18 protein-coding genes are annotated in these 19,257 nt (G+C 68.2%); 6 read left to right on the forward strand and 12 right to left on the reverse strand.

Annotated features, from left to right (window positions below):
* Positions 1 to 200 precede the first annotated feature (200 nt).
* Together D9V36_RS17085 and D9V36_RS17090 are read right to left on the reverse strand one after the other, a co-directional pair.
* Positions 201 to 545 (reverse strand): hypothetical protein, encoded by a 345-nt coding sequence (locus D9V36_RS17085; protein WP_129294544.1) that lies wholly within the window; start codon positions 543 to 545, stop codon positions 201 to 203.
* Between the two features lie 311 nt (positions 546 to 856).
* Entirely contained in the window at positions 857 to 2,569 is a 1,713-nt protein-coding gene (locus D9V36_RS17090) for a beta-N-acetylhexosaminidase (RefSeq protein WP_129294545.1), read from the reverse strand.
* Between the two features lie 380 nt (positions 2,570 to 2,949).
* On the opposite strand from D9V36_RS17090, the gene D9V36_RS17095 reads away from it, so the two are divergent.
* From D9V36_RS17095 to D9V36_RS17115, 5 genes are all read left to right on the forward strand, one after another.
* A complete protein-coding gene (locus D9V36_RS17095; RefSeq protein ID WP_431357679.1) occupies positions 2,950 to 3,498 on the forward strand; it encodes a 2-oxo-4-hydroxy-4-carboxy-5-ureidoimidazoline decarboxylase in 549 nt (182 codons plus the stop codon).
* 261 nt (positions 3,499 to 3,759) lie between these two features.
* On the forward strand, positions 3,760 to 4,140 hold the full coding sequence (gene sdhC, locus D9V36_RS17100) for a succinate dehydrogenase, cytochrome b556 subunit (RefSeq protein ID WP_030066793.1): 381 nt from the start codon (positions 3,760 to 3,762) through the stop codon (positions 4,138 to 4,140).
* Positions 4,141 to 4,146: 6 nt separating this feature from the next.
* Entirely contained in the window at positions 4,147 to 4,635 is a 489-nt protein-coding gene (locus tag D9V36_RS17105) for a succinate dehydrogenase hydrophobic membrane anchor subunit (RefSeq protein WP_129294546.1), read from the forward strand.
* Between the two features lie 20 nt (positions 4,636 to 4,655).
* Entirely contained in the window at positions 4,656 to 6,410 is a 1,755-nt protein-coding gene (gene sdhA / locus D9V36_RS17110; RefSeq protein WP_129294547.1) for a succinate dehydrogenase flavoprotein subunit, read from the forward strand.
* A complete protein-coding gene (locus D9V36_RS17115) occupies positions 6,410 to 7,183 on the forward strand; it encodes a succinate dehydrogenase iron-sulfur subunit (protein ID WP_129294548.1) in 774 nt (257 codons plus the stop codon). Before sdhA ends, D9V36_RS17115 begins: the two co-directional genes overlap by 1 nt.
* A gap of 135 nt (positions 7,184 to 7,318) precedes the next feature.
* Here D9V36_RS17115 and D9V36_RS17120 read toward each other — a convergent pair whose 3' ends face one another.
* The 9 genes from D9V36_RS17120 to D9V36_RS17160 form a co-directional block, all read right to left on the reverse strand.
* A complete protein-coding gene (locus D9V36_RS17120; protein ID WP_241720899.1) occupies positions 7,319 to 8,149 on the reverse strand; it encodes a hypothetical protein in 831 nt (276 codons plus the stop codon).
* A 220-nt stretch (positions 8,150 to 8,369) separates the two neighbouring features.
* Positions 8,370 to 8,882, reverse strand: a complete 513-nt coding sequence (locus tag D9V36_RS17125) for an FBP domain-containing protein (RefSeq protein WP_129294549.1) — start codon at positions 8,880 to 8,882, stop codon at positions 8,370 to 8,372.
* A gap of 157 nt (positions 8,883 to 9,039) precedes the next feature.
* Complete coding sequence (locus D9V36_RS17130; RefSeq protein ID WP_129294550.1) at positions 9,040 to 9,699, reverse strand: hypothetical protein; 660 nt, start codon at positions 9,697 to 9,699, stop codon at positions 9,040 to 9,042.
* 165 nt (positions 9,700 to 9,864) lie between these two features.
* On the reverse strand, positions 9,865 to 11,046 hold the full coding sequence (locus D9V36_RS17135) for a S8 family peptidase (RefSeq protein ID WP_129294551.1): 1,182 nt from the start codon (positions 11,044 to 11,046) through the stop codon (positions 9,865 to 9,867).
* 216 nt (positions 11,047 to 11,262) lie between these two features.
* The gene (locus D9V36_RS17140; protein WP_129294552.1) at positions 11,263 to 12,462 is read right to left on the reverse strand and encodes a S8 family serine peptidase; all 1,200 of its coding nucleotides are present in this window, start codon (positions 12,460 to 12,462) and stop codon (positions 11,263 to 11,265) included.
* Between the two features lie 114 nt (positions 12,463 to 12,576).
* Positions 12,577 to 14,070, reverse strand: a complete 1,494-nt coding sequence (locus tag D9V36_RS17145; protein ID WP_241720900.1) for a WXG100 family type VII secretion target — start codon at positions 14,068 to 14,070, stop codon at positions 12,577 to 12,579.
* Between the two features lie 44 nt (positions 14,071 to 14,114).
* Positions 14,115 to 14,432 carry a hypothetical protein gene (locus tag D9V36_RS17150; RefSeq protein ID WP_129294553.1) on the reverse strand — a complete coding sequence of 106 codons (318 nt, stop codon included), beginning with the start codon at positions 14,430 to 14,432 and terminating at the stop codon, positions 14,115 to 14,117.
* Between the two features lie 196 nt (positions 14,433 to 14,628).
* A complete protein-coding gene (locus tag D9V36_RS17155) occupies positions 14,629 to 16,095 on the reverse strand; it encodes a metallophosphoesterase (RefSeq protein WP_129294554.1) in 1,467 nt (488 codons plus the stop codon).
* Positions 16,096 to 16,117: 22 nt separating this feature from the next.
* On the reverse strand, positions 16,118 to 16,408 hold the full coding sequence (locus D9V36_RS17160) for an SCO4848 family membrane protein (RefSeq protein WP_129294555.1): 291 nt from the start codon (positions 16,406 to 16,408) through the stop codon (positions 16,118 to 16,120).
* A gap of 10 nt (positions 16,409 to 16,418) precedes the next feature.
* Between D9V36_RS17160 and D9V36_RS17165 the strand changes: the two genes are divergently transcribed.
* On the forward strand, positions 16,419 to 17,915 hold the full coding sequence (locus tag D9V36_RS17165; protein ID WP_241720901.1) for a D-alanyl-D-alanine carboxypeptidase family protein: 1,497 nt from the start codon (positions 16,419 to 16,421) through the stop codon (positions 17,913 to 17,915).
* Positions 17,916 to 17,984: 69 nt separating this feature from the next.
* Here the strand turns inward: D9V36_RS17165 and D9V36_RS17170 are convergent, their stop codons facing one another.
* Positions 17,985 to 19,001 carry a YihY/virulence factor BrkB family protein gene (locus tag D9V36_RS17170; protein ID WP_129294557.1) on the reverse strand — a complete coding sequence of 339 codons (1,017 nt, stop codon included), beginning with the start codon at positions 18,999 to 19,001 and terminating at the stop codon, positions 17,985 to 17,987.
* Between the last annotated feature and the right edge of the window lie 256 nt (positions 19,002 to 19,257).

The following is a 19,257-nucleotide window of genomic DNA, read 5'->3' on the forward strand; positions in this document are numbered from 1 at the left end:
CGTCCTTTCGCCTCCAGCGCTCTGACCTGGGACGTTGCACGGAGTCGGTGACAACGCGACCACCGCGTGACCAACCGGCCCCAAGACGCTGGACGGCTACGGCTTCACCCGCCGCTTCGACATGATCGCCACCTACGGCCCACCCACGCCGAGCGCCCGAGCGCGCGAGCGAGCAGTGCAGCCGGTAGAACCTCGGCGACTCAGAGACGTTGGCGTCCCATCCTCGCCGACTTCCGGCGATGCCCCTTGGTGTCCCACCATTCCTCCAGCAATGCGCGAACGATGTGGACGAGTTGCTGAAGTCGTTCGGGGTCCGGGGAGGGCGAGGTGAGCACATCCAGAAAGGACTTGTCGCCCCAAGGAAGAGTGAATTTCCAGTGCTCCTCCTGGAGCCCTTGCCTTTCCACAGTGAGCCAGTACGTCAAGGTCACACTTCGATCCAGTAGGTGAGCGACCGAAAATTCAGTGACGTCGAACCTGACTTTCCCATCGCCGGTGGTGTACGAACAGGCCAGAGCCTGCTCAGCCGGCGTTCGGGCCGTCATGCCCACCACCCCCCTTTGGCGCAAACGCTCGACACAGAAGGCGGCGTTGCAGCCGTCGCGGAATGCGCCGTCGGAATGACGAGCGCTGATGTGGCGACGGCGCTTGTCACCGCGGCCTTCGCTATGCGGGACGCATTGATCCGCATGAGTTCCCCCTAAATTTCCCGTGATCCTCGATGTTGGCTCTGCCCTCCGACGGCACAATTTCCCTTCAAAGGCCCTGTATGGCGCAGGAGGGCCAGGGCCTGCGGCCCCGGCCCTCCTCGCTTTCTCTCACCCGTTTCTTACCGGGTTCTCTCGCCCACCGGGTCTCACACCCGGCCCGCCAGCGCCTTGAACTCCGCCCAGGACAGGGCGGGCGTCCGCGGGTCCCAGGTCTTCTGTGCCAGTGCCGCCAGCGGCAGCCGGATCCCGGCCGCCACCTGCTGCACCGTCTGCGCCTGGGAGCGGTCACACCAGATCGCGAAACGCGCCCCGGGGATGCGGTCCGGGCCCGTCATGTTCGCGGGCACCGCCACCGGCCGGGTGCCGCGCAGGACCATCGGCGTCCAGCTCTGGTAGATCCGCTGACCGGTCGGATAGGTGAACTGGTTGGGCTCGCCGAGCACGTAGTAGAGGAACGCGTCGTTGAAGTTCATGACGTTGCGGCCCTCGTGGAGGTATTCCGCGGGGTCGCGCTTGCCGGCCTCCGTGCCGGTCCAGTAGTCGACCATCCGGCTCTTGGGCGCGCTCACGACGCCGCCGGCGAAGAATCCGTCGTTCCAGGCCTCGATGCGGTTCTTGCCCTTGGCCTCCACGGTCTTCTGCCGGTCGTTGAGCCAGCCGGTGGTCAGGTCCTCGATGGTGCCGCGGGACCCGTACTTCTGCCGCGCGGCCTTCGCGAGCTGCGGGTACTTGGTGGCGGGCGAGGACGACATCAGCGCCTGGTACTCGTCGCCGCCCAGATGCCAGTACGCCGGGGCGCCCTTGGGGTTGGTGAAGAGCTCGCTCATCTCCTTCAGCAGCGAGTCGATCAGCGGGGCGGACTTGGGGTTGGAGATGTCGATCGCCCCGGGGATCACCCGGCCCTGGACGTTGCGCAGCTGCAGGGCGGGATAGTGGGCCAGCACGGCGCCGAGGTGGCCGGGCGAGTCCAGCTCCGGGACCACGGAGATGTGCAGGGTGCGCGCGAGCGCGATGATCTGGCGGACCTGGGCCTTGGTGAGATGGTCGGCGGAGACGACCTCGGGGTGGGTGTCGCTCTGGATGCGGAAGCCCTGGTCGTCGGAGAAGTGCAGCTGGAACTGGTTGAGCTTGAGGTCGGCGATCTCCCGCAGCCGGGCCTCGATCCAGTTCTGGCTGAACGGCTTGCGGGCGTTGTCCAGCGACATGCCGCGCTGCGGGCGGTCGGGCCGGTCCTCGATGGTGCCCTCGGGAAGTCCGCCGGCGGCGTGCACGGCCTGCTTGACGGTGCGGGTGCCGTAGAAGATTCCGGCATCGGTGGGGGCCGTGAGAGTGAGCTTGGTCCCGGCGGCCTTGAGGGTGTAGGCCTCGTCGGCGGCGCTCTTGACGGGGACGTTGTTGTCGGTGCTGTTGCCCGTCAGCTTCACCTCGATATCGCCGGGCCGTACCTCCTGATCGCCGTAGACGAGGCCGAGGCCGAGGTCGTTCGCCATCCGCTGGGCCTCGTCGGCGACATTGCTCTTCTCGCCGGCCGGTACCACCACCCGGGCACCCTTGGACGGACGCCAGCCTCGCCCTTGGGCCTGGTGGAATTCCCTGACGGCGGGGATGACCTGCGGCTTTCCGGTCACCGGTGCCCACGTCGGGGTGGCGGCGGGCGAGGGGTTCATCTTGGCGCTGGTGCTCCCGGGCGGCTCGGTGTCGGCGGTGCCGGAGCAGGCGGAGAGCAGCAGCACACCGGTGAGAACCGCGGCCGACAGCGCGGGCCGGGCCGCCGGGCCCGTCCACGCCCTGGGCCTCGTCGGGGGGCGCAGCAAGGCCGAGGGCCGCGGAGCGCGCGGCGGCCGCATCGGATTCGACATCGTGCAATCCTCACTTTTCGGTGCGAAGGCATTGCCAGGTGCGTGGAGCCGGTCGTCCACCGAACGCGCGAAAGCTCTCTCATCCGGGTGAAATTCGCGCATCCTTCGGACAGCGAACGACAAGCGTCGTTAGCGTGGCGGTTCCAGTCGTCACCCCCTTCACAGGGCCCTCCCGGAACCACCGGATACCGCCGGGGTGTCGTGATCCACACGCACCACCGTCACATCCGCCGCCGCTTCGCGTCCCGGCTTCGGTCCGCTTCCCCCAGCTTCCGTCAGTCGCCCGCCCCGCACCCGTCGAAGAGATCCATTCGCACCCGTCCGAGGAGCCCACGCTGTCCGGTGACACCCCGGCCGCCCGGCCGACGACGCTGCGTCCTGTGCAGCCCCCGTGGTGCGGCATATCGTCACGGGCACCCGGCTCCGCCCTGCCCCGCCCCCGCCGCGAGGACATCGGGCTCGTCCGCTTCAATGCCCTCAGCCGTGACGACACCCTGACCGCGCTCCTGAGCTGCTGCGGCAGCCGTCGCTGGGCCGAGCGGGTGGCCGCGCACCGCCCGTACCCGGATGCGGAGTCCCTGCTCGCCGCCTCCGACGAGGCCTGTTACGACCTGACCGCGGTGGAGCTGGACGAGGCGCTCGCCGAGGAGTCCCTTTCCCCGCAGCCGCTCGTCGGCGCCCGCGGGCCCGGCACCCTCGCCGCCCACACCGCGCTGCGCGCCGCCCACGCCGAGTACGAGCGGCGGTTCCGTCATGTCTTCGTCATCTGCCTGGACGGCTACCGCGACGAGGAACTGCTCGACCAGGTGCTGTCCGGCATCCGCACCCGGCTGGGCAACGAGCCGGACGAGGAGCGGACGATCGCCGCGGAGGAGCTGCGCCGGCTGGCCCGCGGCCGGCTGATCCGGCTGATGAGCTCCGAGCGGTAACGGATCGCGGCATAACGGATCGCGGCATAACGGATCGCGGCATAACGGATCGCGGCATTTTACCGGGAAGGTGCCACTTCGCCCCGTTTCGTTCTTGCGTGATAGCCCGTTGGTGCCTGTTTGATCACACCTAAGGACCCCCGCGCGAGGAACCGACAGCTCGTCGATACGATGACGAGCGGCCGGTGGACCATACCCGGCCGGGCCCGACCGACAGAGAAGCCGGCGCGGCCCTAGTCCCCGCTCCCGGAGGGTTCTTCCGTGCCGGCTGGAACGCTGTACCGCGGCCGGGAAGGCATGTGGTCCTGGGTGGCTCATCGAGTCACCGGCGTCCTCATTTTCTTCTTCCTGTTCGTTCACGTCCTCGACACCGCTCTCGTACGCGTCTCCCCCGAGGCGTACGACAACGTCGTTGCGACATACAAGACACCGATCGTCAACGTGATGGAGTACGGCCTGGTGGCCGCCATCCTCTTCCACGCGCTCAACGGCCTGCGGGTCATCGCCGTGGACTTCTGGTCGAAGGGCCCGAAGTACCAGAAGCAGATGCTGTGGACGGTCGTCGGTGTCTGGGTCGTACTGATGGCCGGTGCCTTCTACCCCGTGCTGCAGCACACCCTGCGCACGCTGTTCGGGAGCTGACGCGAGATGTCTGCTGAAACCACCTCCGCAGAGGCCACCGCGGCGGGCGCGACCGACGGCGCCTCGCTCTACGACGTGGACCACCCGGCGCCCGTCATCGAGGCGCCGCGCAAGCGCACGAAGAAGACCGGGAGCGCTTCCCGGGGCAACTTCGAGATGCAGGCCTGGCTGTTCATGCGGCTGTCCGGCATCGTGCTGGTCGTCCTGGTGCTGGGCCACCTGCTGATCCAGCTGGTCCTCGACGGCGGCGTCTCCAAGATCGGCTTCGCGTTCGTGGCCGGCCGCTGGGCCTCGCCGTTCTGGCAGGTCTGGGACCTGCTGATGCTGTGGCTGGCCATGCTGCACGGCGCCAACGGCCTGCGTACGGTCATCAACGACTACGCGCAGCGGGACAACACCCGCTTCTGGCTGAAGATGCTGCTGTACACCGCGACGGTCTTCACCGTCCTTCTGGGCACGCTGGTGATCTTCACCTTCGACCCGAACATCTCCTGAAGCCGGGGCTGACTGGAACCATGCAGATCCACAAGTACGACACCGTCATCGTCGGCGCCGGTGGCGCGGGCATGCGCGCGGCCATCGAGTCGACCAAGCGCAGCCGCACCGCGGTCCTGACGAAGCTCTACCCGACCCGCTCCCACACCGGCGCCGCCCAGGGTGGTATGGCTGCCGCCCTCGCCAACGTCGAGGAAGACAACTGGGAGTGGCACACCTTCGACACGATCAAGGGCGGCGACTACCTGGTCGACCAGGACGCCGCCGAGATCCTGGCGAAGGAGGCCATCGACTCGGTCCTCGACCTGGAGAAGATGGGCCTGCCGTTCAACCGCACGCCGGACGGCACGATCGACCAGCGCCGCTTCGGCGGTCACTCCCGTAACCACGGTGAGGCCCCGGTCCGCCGGTCCTGCTACGCCTCGGACCGCACCGGCCACATGATCCTCCAGACGCTGTACCAGAACTGCGTCAAGGAGGGCGTGGAGTTCTTCAACGAGTTCTACGTGCTCGACCTGCTGCTCCAGGACGTCGACGGCGTCAAGAAGTCCGCGGGCGTCGTGGCGTACGAGCTGGCCACCGGCGAGATCCACGTCTTCCAGGCGAAGTCGATCATCTTCGCTTCCGGCGGCACCGGCAAGTTCTTCAAGGTGACCTCCAACGCGCACACCCTGACCGGTGACGGCCAGGCCGCGGCCTACCGCCGCGGGCTGCCGCTGGAGGACATGGAGTTCTTCCAGTTCCACCCGACGGGCATCTGGCGCATGGGCATCCTGCTGACGGAGGGCGCCCGTGGTGAGGGCGGCATCCTCCGCAACAAGGACGGCGAGCGCTTCATGGAGAAGTACGCGCCCGTCATGAAGGACCTCGCCTCGCGTGACGTCGTCTCGCGCTCCATCTACACGGAGATCCGCGAGGGCCGCGGCTGCGGTCCGGACGGCGACCACGTCTACCTGGACCTGACCCACCTGCCGCCCGAGCAGCTGGACGCCAAGCTCCCGGACATCACCGAGTTCGCGCGGACCTACCTCGGCATCGAGCCCTACACGGACCCGATCCCGATCCAGCCGACCGCGCACTACGCCATGGGCGGCATCCCGACCAACGTCGAGGGTGAGGTCCTGGCGGACAACACCACCGTCGTGCCGGGCCTGTACGCGGCCGGCGAGGTGGCCTGTGTGTCCGTGCACGGCGCCAACCGCCTGGGCACCAACTCGCTGCTGGACATCAACGTCTTCGGGCGCCGGGCCGGCATCGCGGCGGCGGAGTACTCGGCCACCGCCGAGTTCGTCGAGCTGCCCGAGGACCCGGCGCAGCAGGTCATCGACCAGGTCGAGCGGCTGCGCAACTCCTCGGGCAGCGAGCGGGTCACCGAGATCCGCAAGGAGCTGCAGGAGTGCATGGACGCCAATGTGATGGTGTTCCGCACCGAGCAGACGATCAAGACCGCGGTCGAGACGATCGGCGAGCTGCGCAAGCGCTACCTGAACGTGTCCGTCCAGGACAAGGGCAAGCGGTTCAACACCGACCTGCTGGAGGCCATCGAGCTGGGCAACCTGCTCGACCTGGCCGAGGTCATGGCGGTGTCGGCGCTGGCCCGCAAGGAGTCCCGCGGCGGTCACTACCGCGAGGACTACCCCAACCGCGACGACGTCAACTTCATGCGGCACACCATGGCGTACCGCGAGGTGGGCGCAGACGGCGCAGAGTCGATCCGCCTCGACTACAAGCCGGTCGTGCAGACCCGCTACCAGCCGATGGAGCGTAAGTACTGATGAGCACCCCGACTCTCGACAAGCACTCCGCGGCACTGGACGCGGCCGAGGACGGCGCTTCGCACCTGATCACGGTCACCTTCCGGATCCGCCGGTTCAACCCGGAGGTCTCGGAGGACGCCAGCTGGGAGGACTTCCAGCTGGAGATCGACCCCAAGGAGCGCGTCCTGGACGCCCTCCACAAGATCAAGTGGGAGCTCGACGGGACGCTGACCTTCCGTCGTTCCTGCGCCCACGGCATCTGCGGCTCGGACGCCATGCGCATCAACGGCCGCAACCGTCTCGCCTGCAAGACGCTGATCAAGGACATCAACCCGGAGAAGCCGATCACGGTCGAGGCCATCAAGGGCCTCACGGTGATGAAGGACCTTGTCGTCGACATGGAGCCCTTCTTCCAGGCGTACCGGGACGTGATGCCCTTCCTCATCACGACCGGCAACGAGCCGACCCGTGAGCGCCGGCAGTCCGCCGAGGACCGCGAGCGCTTCGACGACACGACGAAGTGCATCCTGTGCGCCGCCTGCACCAGCTCCTGCCCGGTGTTCTGGAACGACGGCCAGTACTTCGGCCCGGCGGCGATCGTCAACGCGCACCGCTTCATCTTCGACTCGCGTGACGAGGGCGGCGAGCAGCGGCTCGAAATCCTCAACGACAAGGACGGTGTCTGGCGCTGCCGGACGACCTTCAACTGCACGGACGCCTGCCCGCGCGGTATCGAGGTCACCAAGGCCATCCAGGAAGTCAAGCGCGCGCTGATCACCCGCCGCTTCTGACGGGCAGCGGGAACCGCTCGGCGCTCGGCGCGCCTTGCGGGGAACCGCTCGGCGCTCGGCGCCTGGCGGGAGACCGCTCGGCGCTGAGCGTCTGGCGGGAGACCGCTCGGCGCTGAGCGTCTGATAGGCGACCGCTCAGCGTCTGGCGGCGGGCCGGGTTCCGACCACCCGGCCGCCGAACAGCGCCGGTACGTCCAGAAGGGCCTCACCTCCGTATCCCCGGAGGTGAGGCCCTTCGGCCTGCCCGCCCGCCGTCTCCCGCGCCGGCGTCGGCGCCGGGTACACGAGCACCGGCGGCAGCGCCTCGTCCACCAGCGCCAGCGGGTGGTCACAGCAGAAGTACGAGGGGACGAAGACCAGGCCCCGCCCCCGCAGGTGCAGCTCCCGCTCCACCGGATAGCCGACCTCCAGCACCGGCGGCCGCCAGCGCATCGGTGCCCCGAACGTCCGCAGCATCGCCTCCACCCCGGACTGCGCCAGCACCTGCTTGCGCAGCTCCCGGTCCGCACCGACCCGTCCGGCGATCCGCGGCCAGGCCGGCGCCACCGCCAGGTGGTGGTACGTCCGCAGGCTGCGCGCGAGCTGCCGCAGTGCGGCCGGCTCCCCCTCACCGATGCCGCGCGCCCATCCCGGCAGCGCCCGGTGCCCCGACAACCGGGTCAGCTCGGTCCGCAGCCGCTGGCGCGGGGTGCTCATCACGGCCTCCAGACCGGACTCGATCCCGTACTGGGATGCGGCCGGCGTCAGGAAGTCCGGGAAGTACCCGTAGGGCGGGACCAGCGCGAACAGCGTCCGCAACGGCCCCGGCCCGTGCCGCACGGCGTGCTGCCGCCAGGCCGCCAGCGCCGGATCGGTCCGGTCCTCCCGCAGGCTGTGCAGGCTCAGCACCGTCTCCCAGAGCGGGTCGGCACCGTCGGCCACTCGCGTACGCACCAGATCCTGCGCGGTGAAGTGCACTCGCAGCACATCGCCCCCTGCCTCTGCGCCGCTTCCCTGACGGCGTGGACACGAGGATCTGTCCGACGGGTGGATTGCCGCAACCGAAACTCACGGGTAGCATCCGGCGGCGCCGGAACTCGGCAACTCGACTACTGCCGCGTCGAGTTGAGCTGTGGAACTGTTGAGCTGTTCAGCTATCGCGCGGTTGAGCTGTCCCCTACTGCTACTGCTACTGCTACTGCTACTGCTACTGCTGCTGCTCGCCCTCTAGGACTTTGTCCAGGAAGGCGTCCAGGTTCCGTACGGTACGGGCGATCCGCTCCTCCAGCGGCAGCGTCTCCTCGTGCCGCCCGGCGAGCTGGGACCGTTTGCGCCCCCGGACGTAGAGGGAGCAGGCAAGGTCGGCGCAGAGATACGTCCCGACGGTGTTGCCCTGCCGCCCCAGGGGACCGGCCCGGCGCGCGGCCAGCAGGCTGACGCCGGACCCCGGATGCCCGGTCACACAGACCGAGCACACCGTCGTCTTCGTAAAACTCCGCCGCACGCCCTGCGGCACCCGCAGCGTCACACCGATGATCCCGTCGCCCCGCGGCGCGACCAGATAACTCCGGTCCGGCGCCCCCGGATCACGCCATCCCAAGAAGTCCAGTTCACTCCAGGGGAGTTCGGCCAGCCCGACCGGCAGATGCATCCTGCTCGCCTCACCCTTCGAGCAGTTGACGAAGGAGGCACGTATTGCTTTTTCACCTACGGGGTCCATGAGGCCCGAAGCTAACAGCGGGTTACGAGATCCGTCGCCTCATTTATCCCCCTGGGAGGGGACGGGAGCGGAACCGCGCCGGCCGCCGGGCATCCGGCGGAGCGGAGGGAAGAACCGGCGCGCTCGCGGCACTCATGAGCCCATGAGCTCCCGCTGCTCATGGACTCGTGCTGCTCATGCGCCCGCGCATCATCACCGCATACGTCGTCCTGCTGTTGAGCTTTGCCCGCTGTGCCCTCGCGGTGCGCTCGGGGCCGGCCTCTTCCCGCTTCCGCGCCGTCTTGTCCCAATCCGCCGGCTTCAGGAACAGCATCGCGTTACTCCCCGGCTCCACCAGAACACCACCGAAGGGCAGGTCACCCGCCAACCACGCGCCGTCCTCCACCCCTTCCGGCCACCGCCGGCGTCCGGCCGCATTGACCGCCAGCATCAGCGGCGCCCCGTGCTGCCCGCGCGTCGTCACCTTGACCTCGAAGACGTCGCCGTACTGAGTCCGGCGCTCACGCTTCTTGATCACCCGAGGATGGAACTCCAACGGGTAGTCACGGAGCACTCTTGCGCACTGGGTGACGCGGATTCCGTAAATGGCGCGGTACACGGTACCGATGAATACGAACACACCGGCAACAATGGGCAGAGTAAGGAAAATCGAGTTCGACTCCGTTACACGAGACAACACCACCGGGACTGCCACAAGAAGGACGATGATCACTAGACGCACGGCCATGAGTCGAGCCAGGACTAGGCGGTTGGCTTTCAGCACATGCGCTATGTCAGGAGCATCAAGCAGTTCCGGAGCGCGCGACTCGTATGCCATGGCATCTCTTTCCGGGCTCCAGGAGGCCCGCCGAATGGGGTTTTCGCCTTGCCGGATGCGGCGACCGGCCCCGACTTTCCAGCCCCGTCCGTCATTGCGGCAGGGGCCGGTTCGATGAACAACTCGGTATGCCCGGCACCCCGGTGCCCGGCTTTGGCAGGCGCCTCAGCCCCAGCTCTGGCTGCCGGCGCTCTTGCGGCGACGGATCGCCACGACGACGGCGACGACGGCACCGACGACCACCAGGACACCGAGACCGATGCCGCCGTAGAGCAGGGCCCGGTTCAACGCCGCCTTGCCGCCCATCGGCGGGTTGGCGTCGGGCTTACCCGCGTCCAGCTGCGCTGACGCCTTACCCTTCGGCATCGGCAGCGGTCCCTCCTTGGGGCCGGCGGGGATATCCTTCCGCAAGGCGGGGCCGGGCTGGACGAAGCCGTAGCCGTAGTGGGCGTCCGGGACCTTGAGGTCCTTCTCGTCGTTGGTCAGGCCGGCAGTCTTCACCAGGCGGTTGGCGATCTGGCCGGGGGTGAGGTCGGGGAACTTCTCCTTGAGGAGGGCGGCTGCGGCGGAGACGTAGGCGGTGGCCTGGGAGCTGCCCTCCCGGGTCTGGTAGTCCGAGTCGTTCTTGGCCGTGGCGGAGGGAATTTTCACGCCAGGCGCGAGCAGATCCGTGTCGGAGTTGTAGTTGTTGAAGTCGGCCGACTCGCCGTATTCATCGACCGCACCGACACCGATCACGCCGGGGCAGCCCACCGGATATTGCCTGTCGCTCACGGCTTCGTTGCCCACTGAGGCAACGACCACTACGCCTTTCGAGAGGGCGTAGTTGATGGAATCGCAGGTGTCCATCGATCGGCCTTCGTCATAGGACATGTTGATGACATTGGCGCCATGCTCCACGGCCCAGCGCGTTGCCTGTCCGCCGTTCTTGTACTCGGGGACCGGAAGGATCTTGGCATCGGGAGCGAGCCCCTTGACGCCCGCCGAGCCGCCGGGACCGTGTCCATGGCCCGCGATGATCGAGGACATGGCGGTGCCGTGGTCACTAATGTCTTCGCCCGACTCGAGAGCTTCGGCCCCCTCTTTCTCCGTTTCCTTCCCGAAGTCCGGCCCAGGGAGGAACTGCCCCTTCAAGTCCTGATGGGTCACCCGGAAGCCACCGTCCAGCACGGCCACCTTCACGCCCTTCCCGGTGGCCTCCTTCCACAGCTGCTCCGCCCCGAACGCCTCCAACGGCCACTGACCCTTACGCACTTGATCCGCGGAGGCGGTACCACTCGCGGTGAGCAGCAGCGCGCCGGTCAGCGCGGCACCCACCGTCGCGCGCAGTGTTCCGATGGCCTTCATGCTTGGCTCTTTCTCGCTGTGCTGTACGGGCTGCAGGGGTCCATCGGGGGCATGGTGCCGCCCGGACATGCGCAAACGCGCTGCCCGGGTCCCGTTGAGCTCCTTCACGCAGCACTCAACGGCCTTGAGGAATCTCCCCTATGGATTCACATGTGCCTTGAACGGGTCCCTGTACGGATTCCCGGCGCGGTGAACCAGGTGGCTACGGCAGCCGCTTCAGCCCCAGCTCTGACCGACGGCGCTCTTGCGGCGGCGGGACACCACAATGGCGACGACGGCCCCGATGACGACCAGCACACCAGCACCAATACCGCCGAAAATCATGAGCTTTCCAACGTTACCCATGCGCGGGTTCGGGTTGGGGTTCGCTTCATTCTTCACGCCGGCAGTGACAGGCGTCTTGGACGCCTTTCCCTTCGGCATGGGCAGGGGGCCCTGCGCGGGACCTGCGGGGATGTTCTCGTTCAGGGCTGCCTCGGGAACGATGTAGCCATACCCGTAATGAGCATCAGGAAGCTTGAGGTGCTTCTTCTTTACGGAAGGAGTCAGGCTGGCTGTCTTCACAAGGCGGTTGGCGATTTGCCCCGGAGTGAGGTCGGGGTATTTTTCGCGGAGCAGGGCTACTGCGGCGGAGACGTATGCGGTGGCAACGGAAGTGCCATCGGTCGTGCCGTAGTGCGAATCACTCTTTCCACCAAGGACCGGAACGTCCACGCCGGGCGCAAGCAGATCGACAGCGGAGTTGTAGTTGCTCATCGACCAGGCCTTCCCGTACTCATCAACCGCACCGACGCCGATCGCACCGGGGCAGGCAGCCGGAATATGTTTCTCCGACGTCCCATCATTTCCAACACCCGCCACCACCACGACGTCCTTTTCCACCGCGTAGTGGATGGATTCACAGACATCCGGCGCGTTCGTGTCCGCCAGGAATGACATGTTGATGACGTCGGCCCCGTGATCCACCGCGTAACGAGTTGCACTCGCACTCATCTTGTCCGCCGTCAAGGGCAAGATCTTCGCCTCGGGCGCCAGCCCCTTCAGACCTGCAGAGCCACCGGGGCCATGTCCATGCCCGGCGATGAGACCAGCCATGGAGGTACCGTGATCGCGGCGATCTTCACCCGGCTTCAGATACGGGCCGCGGGGATCATTCTTCGACGGATTGGGAAAGTCCTTGCCTGAGAGAAACTGTCCCGCGAGGTCCTGGTGGGTAGTACGGAACGCCTGCTCGATGACAGCCACAGTGACACCCTTGCCCGTGGCCTTCTTCCAGATGTCCTGGGCGCCGAAGGCGGTCAACGGCCACTGAGCGTCCCTGTTTTGGTCCGCTACCGCCGAGCCGCCCGTGGCCAGAAACAGCGCTCCGGTCAGCGCAGCACCGATGGTCGCGCGCAGAGTTCGTGTGACCCTCATGCCTTGCTCCTCATTGCTTCCGTTCCGGGCGGGTGTTGACCGCCTGACGAGGTGCTCCGTTACGAGAACGCACGGAGCACCCCCTCACGCCGACGACGTCGGCGTGACGCCGTCCTACTCGATGACTCGCGGCGCCACATTACGTTGCGGAGTCCACGTCTCTTCGTCCTCGATCAGGTAATCAGGGCGCTGCTTGGTGGTGCGCTCCTTCTCTCCCTTGCCATTCCCCTTGGCTCCAGGAGCGCCTGCCATCCCCTGGCCGGCCTTCGTACCCCCACGGCTGCGGTGCAGCCCGGAGCCACCCTGCTTGGTGCCACCCGTGGGCATGCCCGGCCTACCGGCCATGCCGCCAGGGGTACGGGCCTGCGCACCGCTGCGCCCAGCAGCACCACCGCGACCGGCGCCGCCTCCGGCTCCGCCACCCATGCCGCCGCCGGGCATGCCCGCACGCCCCGCTCCGGATCCGCCGGGCATACCCGCACGGCCCGCTCCGGATCGGCCGCCCATGGCCCCGCCGCGGCTACCGCCGCCGGGCCCCACGGAACCGCCGCCCTTACCAGGCATGACGGGCATCACTCCACCGGGCATGCCGGCCGAACTACCGCCACCCCCACCGGAGACGTGGCCACCTCCGCTGATGGAAGGGCCGGGTGTCGTCGGGTGGGCCGGCGTCAAGGTGCCGTTGTGCAGGCCATCGAGGCCCGTCCGCACGGGAGGAGACGACGGGCTGATGTGCCCATTACCTGGATCGAACGGCGCGCTCGGGCCGCTCGGCGCGTGCGGGGAGAGTTTGGACGGCTTGACGCGCGGACCGCCGGGAGTCGGCATGTTGACGGGAGCCGGGTGCGCAGGCTGCCTCGGCTCTGTCGGCCAGTCGTGGCCAGATCCGGGCGGGGGGCCGATGCCATCGGAAACACCCGGGTGGTTCTGTCGGTAATTGTTCGCCAGCTCTTCCATGACGATGACCGCTTCGACCTGACGCTCTTTGCTCAGAGACAAACTGTCCCGGTTGAGCTCAAGCGCCATCTTGGCGTCCATCTTCGGGTTGGCCATGTCCTTATGGAACTGAGCGTCATCGCCGTCTTTGCCATTGGTGTCGAAGAATCCCTCGACGTCTCCGGCATCCTCGATCTTCGACATGGCCGTCTTGGCTTCACGCAGGCTGTGCGAAATACTGCCCTTCGCCCCAGACCCGCGGCTTCCGATGAGGGCAGCCTCAACGTTCCGCGCATGACCATAGGTCCGGTCGATCCTGGACAGAACCTTTTGCGATTCCCGCCGGAAGGCATCCGCCGCGGCGCCATGCCAGTGCGCCGAGGCGTGGTCGACAGCGTCCATGAACGCCTTGCGGATTCCGCCGCGCCCGTCTTCACCTGCAAGCTGGTCGGCCGACGCGCGCCAGTGACCGCCCGCACTCTCAATGGCGTCCGGGTGGGAACTCTTGACCATCGCCCGGAGCGCGTCGAGCCCGTGGTGATGGAAGTCTGAATCGGACTTCGGAATAACCTTGTGCGAACCGAACTCTTCTTTGATCTGCTCTTTTCGGTTCTTTTCTTCGATTTGCTTCCCGTAGGCTTCGGTGCCGTCGGTCATGGGCCCGTCGGTCATGGCCTCCCCCTGATCGTCAGTCTGGCGTTCGTTCTACTGTGGACTCAGCCGCTTTGCCGCATGGACGCCTTGGTCTCGTGCTCCTGGTCCTCGTACGCGCCCCGGCTGCGCTCGGTCTTGTCCCCGAACTCCGTGATGAGTTTGTGGAGCGCAGTGATCACCTGGGACATGTACTCCTGCATCTTGTCGTGCGACGCAGAAATCGATTCGGCTTCATTGAAGTTGGAGCCGAACGCCGACTTCGGGATGTGGGTGCTGTACCTCATCTTCTGACTGGGCTCGTCCATGTCGCCGCGAAGCTGCTTCAGTTTGCGCACGACGCTGTCGAGCTCGTCGAGGTTGACCCTGAACTGCTCACCCACTGGTTCCACTCCCCCGTTGGCCCATCTCACAGACCGGCGAAGCCTGCGGTATGGGCAGCGTAAAGACTGTCAAGACTAGGGAGTTGGGGTCTTCGTTGCAAGATCGAATGTCGGGATGTGTGCGATTTAGCACACGATGCGACCGAAGTTTGTCGAAGGGTTGTTACCTGCCTAGCGCAACTCTTCCGGGGCCCAGTCATGCCCGCAGAGAAGCGAGTTCGACGACCGTGACATCCGGTGGTGCCCCCACCCGGACCGGTGGTCCCCAGGCGCCCACGCCGCGGGTGACGTAGAGCTGGGTGTCGCCGTAGCGCTCCAGGCCGGCGACGGTGGGGTTGGTGGCGTCGGCGAGGTAGGCGAAGGGCCACATCTGGCCGCCGTGGGTGTGGCCGGAGAGCTGGAGGTCCACGCCGAACCGCACGGTGTCGTGAATGGTGACCGGCTGATGGGCCATCAGGACGACGGCGCGGGAGGGATCCCGCCCGCTCAGGGCCGCGTCGTAGTCCGGGCCCGTGTGCTCGGTCTGGCCCGCGATGTCGTTGACGCCTGCGAGATCGAAACCGGGCAATTCCGTACGTGCATTTTCCAGTGGGTGTACGCCCAATTCACGTACGTGGTCGACCCATTGGGCCGCGCCCGAGTAATACTCGTGATTTCCCGTGACGAAATACGCTCCGAATCGAGAGCGTAGATCGCGCAGCGGTTCGGCGGCCGGGGCGAGGTCCGTGACGTTGCCGTCGACCAGGTCGCCGACGATGGCCACCAGGTCGGGGGCGGTGCGGTTGATGACCTCGACGACCCGCTGGGTGTGGGCGCGGCCGAGGATCGGGCCCAGGTGGATATCGCTGACGACGGCGATCCGGAAACCGTGGGCGGCGCGGGGCAGTTTGGTCAGGGGGATGGTGACGCGCTTCACGGCCGGGCCGCGCAGGGTGGTCACGGTGCCGTAGCCGACGGTGGCCGTGGCGGCGAGGGTGGCGCCGGCGGCGACCGCCCGGGCGAGGAAGAGCCGGCGGGGCGGCACGGCGAGCGGAGGCAGGGCGGGGGTGCCGGGCGGCAGGAGCGTCGGCGCGGAGGAAGGGGAGGGAGAGGGAGAGGGAGAGGGGGAGGGGGAGGGGGAGGATGAGGGGGAGGGAGAGATATCCGGTGGCGGGCCCGCGTCCGATGGCGTTCCGGTGTCCGGCTGAGCTCCCTCATCCGGCGGATCCCCGATGCCCGGAGGCGTCCCCGCGTCCGGCGGTGTCCCCGCGTCCAACCCCGTCCCCGCGTCCGGCGGCGCCCCCGCCCCCGACCGAGCCCCGGCGCCCAACGCCGTCCCAGTCCCCGACCCCGTCCCCCCACCCGCCTCCTCCTCGCGGAGTACGCGGAGCCCGGCCGCGCGGACCGCCTCGCCCACCAGCAGGGCCAGTGTGAGATAGAGCACCAGTGCCAGCCAGAGGAAGCCGGGCCAGGCGAGTGCCTGCTGGAGAGGGAAGGGGGCGCCGGCGCGGGCGGACAGCAGGGCGGCGAGGGCGGTCAGGGGGAGGACGAAGGCCGCGACCGTGCCCATGTGGCGGAGGCGGCTGCCAGGCGTGGTGGTGTCGCGGACGAGCCGGCACCACAAGTAGCGGTGCACGCCGAAGAACAGTCCGAGGACCGGGACCACGATCAGGGCGAAGATCACGGCGGCTGCCCCTGCCGGTGGGTCAGGAGGCGGTCGAGGAGGGGGCGGAGGGCTGGTCGGGCGTGCCCTGTGCGGCCTCGCGGCGCAGGGCCCGTACGCCGCGGAACCCGATCACGCCGATCGCCGTCCCCAAGAGAAAGGAAGCCACCGCGAGCAGCAGATGCACCCAGAAGTAGGCCGTCGGGTCACCTGCGGCGTCGAAGGCGAGACCGCTCCCGTCCTTCGAGAGATTTTTGACGAAAGTGATCCAGATGAACCAGCTCCACACCCCGAAGGCGAGCAGGAACCAGGACACGGGGCGAGAGAGCTTCATACATCCCAGTATGGGCAGCGGCTCCATCCGGCGGTCGGCAGGGGCACTCTTCCGTGGGGTGCTGTCGGCGCCGCGGGCAAAGGCGGGTACGTTCACCGACGTGCCGACGACCTTCTGTGCCTCCACGGCTTCCCCGGCTTCCCCGGCCTCCCCCCTGGCCGCCACCGATCCGACCGCCCTGTCTGCTTCGGCTGCCGCGTCCGCTTCGGCTGCCCCTGCCGCATCGGGCGCCCCGGCCACATCAGCCGCTCCGACCTCATCGGCTGCCCCGTCCGCGGCCGGCAAGGCCGGTCGTGCGGCGCGCAACGGCTTCCCCCTGCGCACCGCCGCCGCGCTCGCCGCCTCCGGGCTGCTGGCCTCCCCGCTGCTGGCCGGCACCGCACACGCCGATCCCAAGGCTCCCGCGCCGCCGTCGACGATGTCGCAGATCGGCGGGGGCCGGCTGGGCACCCCCGGCGTCCAGGTGGCGCTGCGGCCCGGCGCCCCGAAGCTGCCGGGCCCGGACGCACTGACGGCCCGCTCGTGGATCGTCTCCGACGCCGAGTCCGGCAAGGTGCTGGCCGCCAAGAACCCGCACTGGCGGCTCGCTCCCGCCAGCACGCTGAAGATGCTGTTCGCCGACACGGTGATGCCCAAGTTCCCCAAGAACCAGAAGCACACGGTCAAGCCCGCCGACCTGGCCGGGATGGGCGCCGGCAGCAGCCTCGTCGGGATAAAGGAGAACCTGAGCTATACGGTCCACGACCTGTGGCTGGGCGTCTTCCTGCGGTCCGGCAACGACGCGGTGCACACGCTCTCCGCGATGAACGGCGGGACGAAGACCACCGTCACGCAGATGCAGCAGCGGGCGAAGGAACTCAACGCCAACGACACGCATGTGGTGACCCCGGACGGCTATGACGCACCGGGCCAGGTCTCCAGCGCGTACGACCTGAGCCTGTTCGCCCGGCAGGGGCTGCGGAACGCCGACTTCCGCGAGTACTGCTCGACGGCCAGTGCGCAGTTCCCCGGTGACGAGGGCAAGGGCGGCAAACGGGCGACGTTCGGCATCCAGAACACCAACCGGCTGCTCAGCGGCGATTACGACATCAAGCCGTACCCCGGTATCGCGGGGGTGAAGAACGGCTCCACCACCAACGCGGGGTCGACCTTCACCGGCGTGGCCCATCGCGGCGACCGCAAGCTCCTCGTCACGGTCATGAACCCGGAGAAGAAGGAGCACAACGAGGCCTACAAGGAGGCCGCCAAGCTGCTCGACTGGGGCTTCGTGGCGGCCGACAAGGTGGACCCGGTCGGGCGGCTCGTCGGCCCCAGGAGCGAGGACGACGGCACCGGCGCCGTGAAGGCCAAGGGCAAGGGTAAGGACGCCCACGAGAGCACGCAGGCTGCGCTGAACAGCACCGGCGGTGCGAACGGCGCGTGGACCGCGGTGGGCGTCGGCAGCGGTGTGCTGGCGCTGCTGGGCATCGTGGCGTTCGCCGTGCGCCGGCGCCGGCGACTGCCGTAGCTGCTGCGGGGCCGCCGGCCCCGTAGGTGACCTGCGGGGCCGGCGGCGGGCGGATGACGCCGATGATCGTCAGGCGGCCCGGGGGCGCTCCTGTCCCTCCGGCCGCTCCCGCCCCGCCGGCCCGTCCGGTGCCTCCCGCCGCTCCGGCCCGTCCGGCCTGCCCGAACCCTGCGGCCCCTCCGACTCGCCCGAACCCTCCGGCCTCTCCGGCGCCTTGAGATCTCCGTCCCCCGCGCCCCGCTCCCCCTCCGTGGCCGTCCAAGAAGCGCAGTACACCAGCAGCTTCGCGGTGAAGTTGATCCACAGCAGCAGCGCGACCGGGGTGCCGAAGGCGCCGTACATGCTCCGCGAGGCGACACCCTGGAGATAGCCGCTGAGCAGCAGCTTCAGCAGTTCGAAGCCGATCGCGCCGAGGAGGCCGGCGACCACTACGGCACGGCGCGAGGGATGGACGCCGGGGAGCCTGGTCAGTATGTAGGCCAGCAGCAGGAAGTCCGCGAGGACGGCGATGACGAAGCCGGCCGCCGAGAGCAGGACGCTGCCGATGCCGCCCTCCGGCAGGCCGATCGCGTCCGCCACCTTGCCCACCGCGGCGGACGCGAAGGTCGAGCAGGCAAGGGAGAGCACGGCGACGCCGCCGACCCCGAGCAGCAGGACGCCGTCCCGGAGCTTGCCGAGGAAGAAGTTGGTGTTCTCGTTGTCCTTCTCCCATACGGCGCGCAGGCAGTCGCGCAGCGACTCGACCCAGCCGATGCCGGTGAGCAGCAGCGCGGCACCGGCGACCAGGCCGATGGTGGTGGCGTGGTCGACGAGTGCGGCGATGTCGAGCTGCCCCGAGATACCGGGCAGCTGCTCGGCGATCTTGCCTTCCAGGGTGTGCAGACGGGCGTCACTGAGCAGCGCGGCGCCGATCGCGGCGGCGACGGTGAGCAGCGGGAAGAGCGCGACGAAGCTGGTGAAGGTGATCGCGGCGGCGAGCCGGGTCCAGTGCACCCGGAGCATCCGCTCATAGGCACGCCAGAGGTGGGTGGTCATCAGCCAGGTGACGGCCGGTCCGATCACCGGCAGTTTGCTCAGCCAGTCCATGGCGTTCCCCTCGTGCGGTCCAAGGCGTCCGTTGCCCTCGTGACCTTCTGCCCGCCGGTCTGTGCAGGATGTCAGGCAACCGCACGCGCCGATCGGAAAGACGCGCGCTGACCTCCGGGTATCCCGGCAGCGGGCGACCCCGGGAGAACCCGTACGGGAGCGGGAGACCCGTACGGGAGCGGGGACGGCGCCGCGGCAGACGCCGCGGCAGGCACCGCAGGCGACGGGGCGGCGACGGGGACGACAGGGACGGCCG

Origin of the sequence: Streptomyces lydicus (genome assembly GCF_004125265.1) — a bacterium.
In the GTDB taxonomy this organism is placed as follows: domain Bacteria; phylum Actinomycetota; class Actinomycetes; order Streptomycetales; family Streptomycetaceae; genus Streptomyces; species Streptomyces lydicus_C.

Coding starts and splice junctions, on each gene's coding strand:
- D9V36_RS17090 (WP_129294545.1), bottom strand. CDS start 2,569: ATGTCGAATCCGATGCGGCCGCCGCGCGCTCCGCGGCCCTCGGCCTTG.
- D9V36_RS17130 (WP_129294550.1), bottom strand. CDS start 9,699: ATGGCATACGAGTCGCGCGCTCCGGAACTGCTTGATGCTCCTGACATA.
- D9V36_RS17125 (WP_129294549.1), bottom strand. CDS start 8,882: ATGGACCCCGTAGGTGAAAAAGCAATACGTGCCTCCTTCGTCAACTGC.
- D9V36_RS17170 (WP_129294557.1), bottom strand. CDS start 19,001: ATGGACTGGCTGAGCAAACTGCCGGTGATCGGACCGGCCGTCACCTGG.
- D9V36_RS17105 (WP_129294546.1), top strand. CDS start 4,147: ATGTCTGCTGAAACCACCTCCGCAGAGGCCACCGCGGCGGGCGCGACC.
- D9V36_RS17115 (WP_129294548.1), top strand. CDS start 6,410: ATGAGCACCCCGACTCTCGACAAGCACTCCGCGGCACTGGACGCGGCC.
- D9V36_RS17085 (WP_129294544.1), bottom strand. CDS start 545: ATGACGGCCCGAACGCCGGCTGAGCAGGCTCTGGCCTGTTCGTACACC.
- sdhA (WP_129294547.1), top strand. CDS start 4,656: ATGCAGATCCACAAGTACGACACCGTCATCGTCGGCGCCGGTGGCGCG.
- D9V36_RS17145 (WP_241720900.1), bottom strand. CDS start 14,070: ATGACCGACGGGCCCATGACCGACGGCACCGAAGCCTACGGGAAGCAA.
- D9V36_RS17140 (WP_129294552.1), bottom strand. CDS start 12,462: ATGAGGGTCACACGAACTCTGCGCGCGACCATCGGTGCTGCGCTGACC.
- D9V36_RS17160 (WP_129294555.1), bottom strand. CDS start 16,408: ATGAAGCTCTCTCGCCCCGTGTCCTGGTTCCTGCTCGCCTTCGGGGTG.
- D9V36_RS17135 (WP_129294551.1), bottom strand. CDS start 11,046: ATGAAGGCCATCGGAACACTGCGCGCGACGGTGGGTGCCGCGCTGACC.
- D9V36_RS17165 (WP_241720901.1), top strand. CDS start 16,419: ATGGGCAGCGGCTCCATCCGGCGGTCGGCAGGGGCACTCTTCCGTGGG.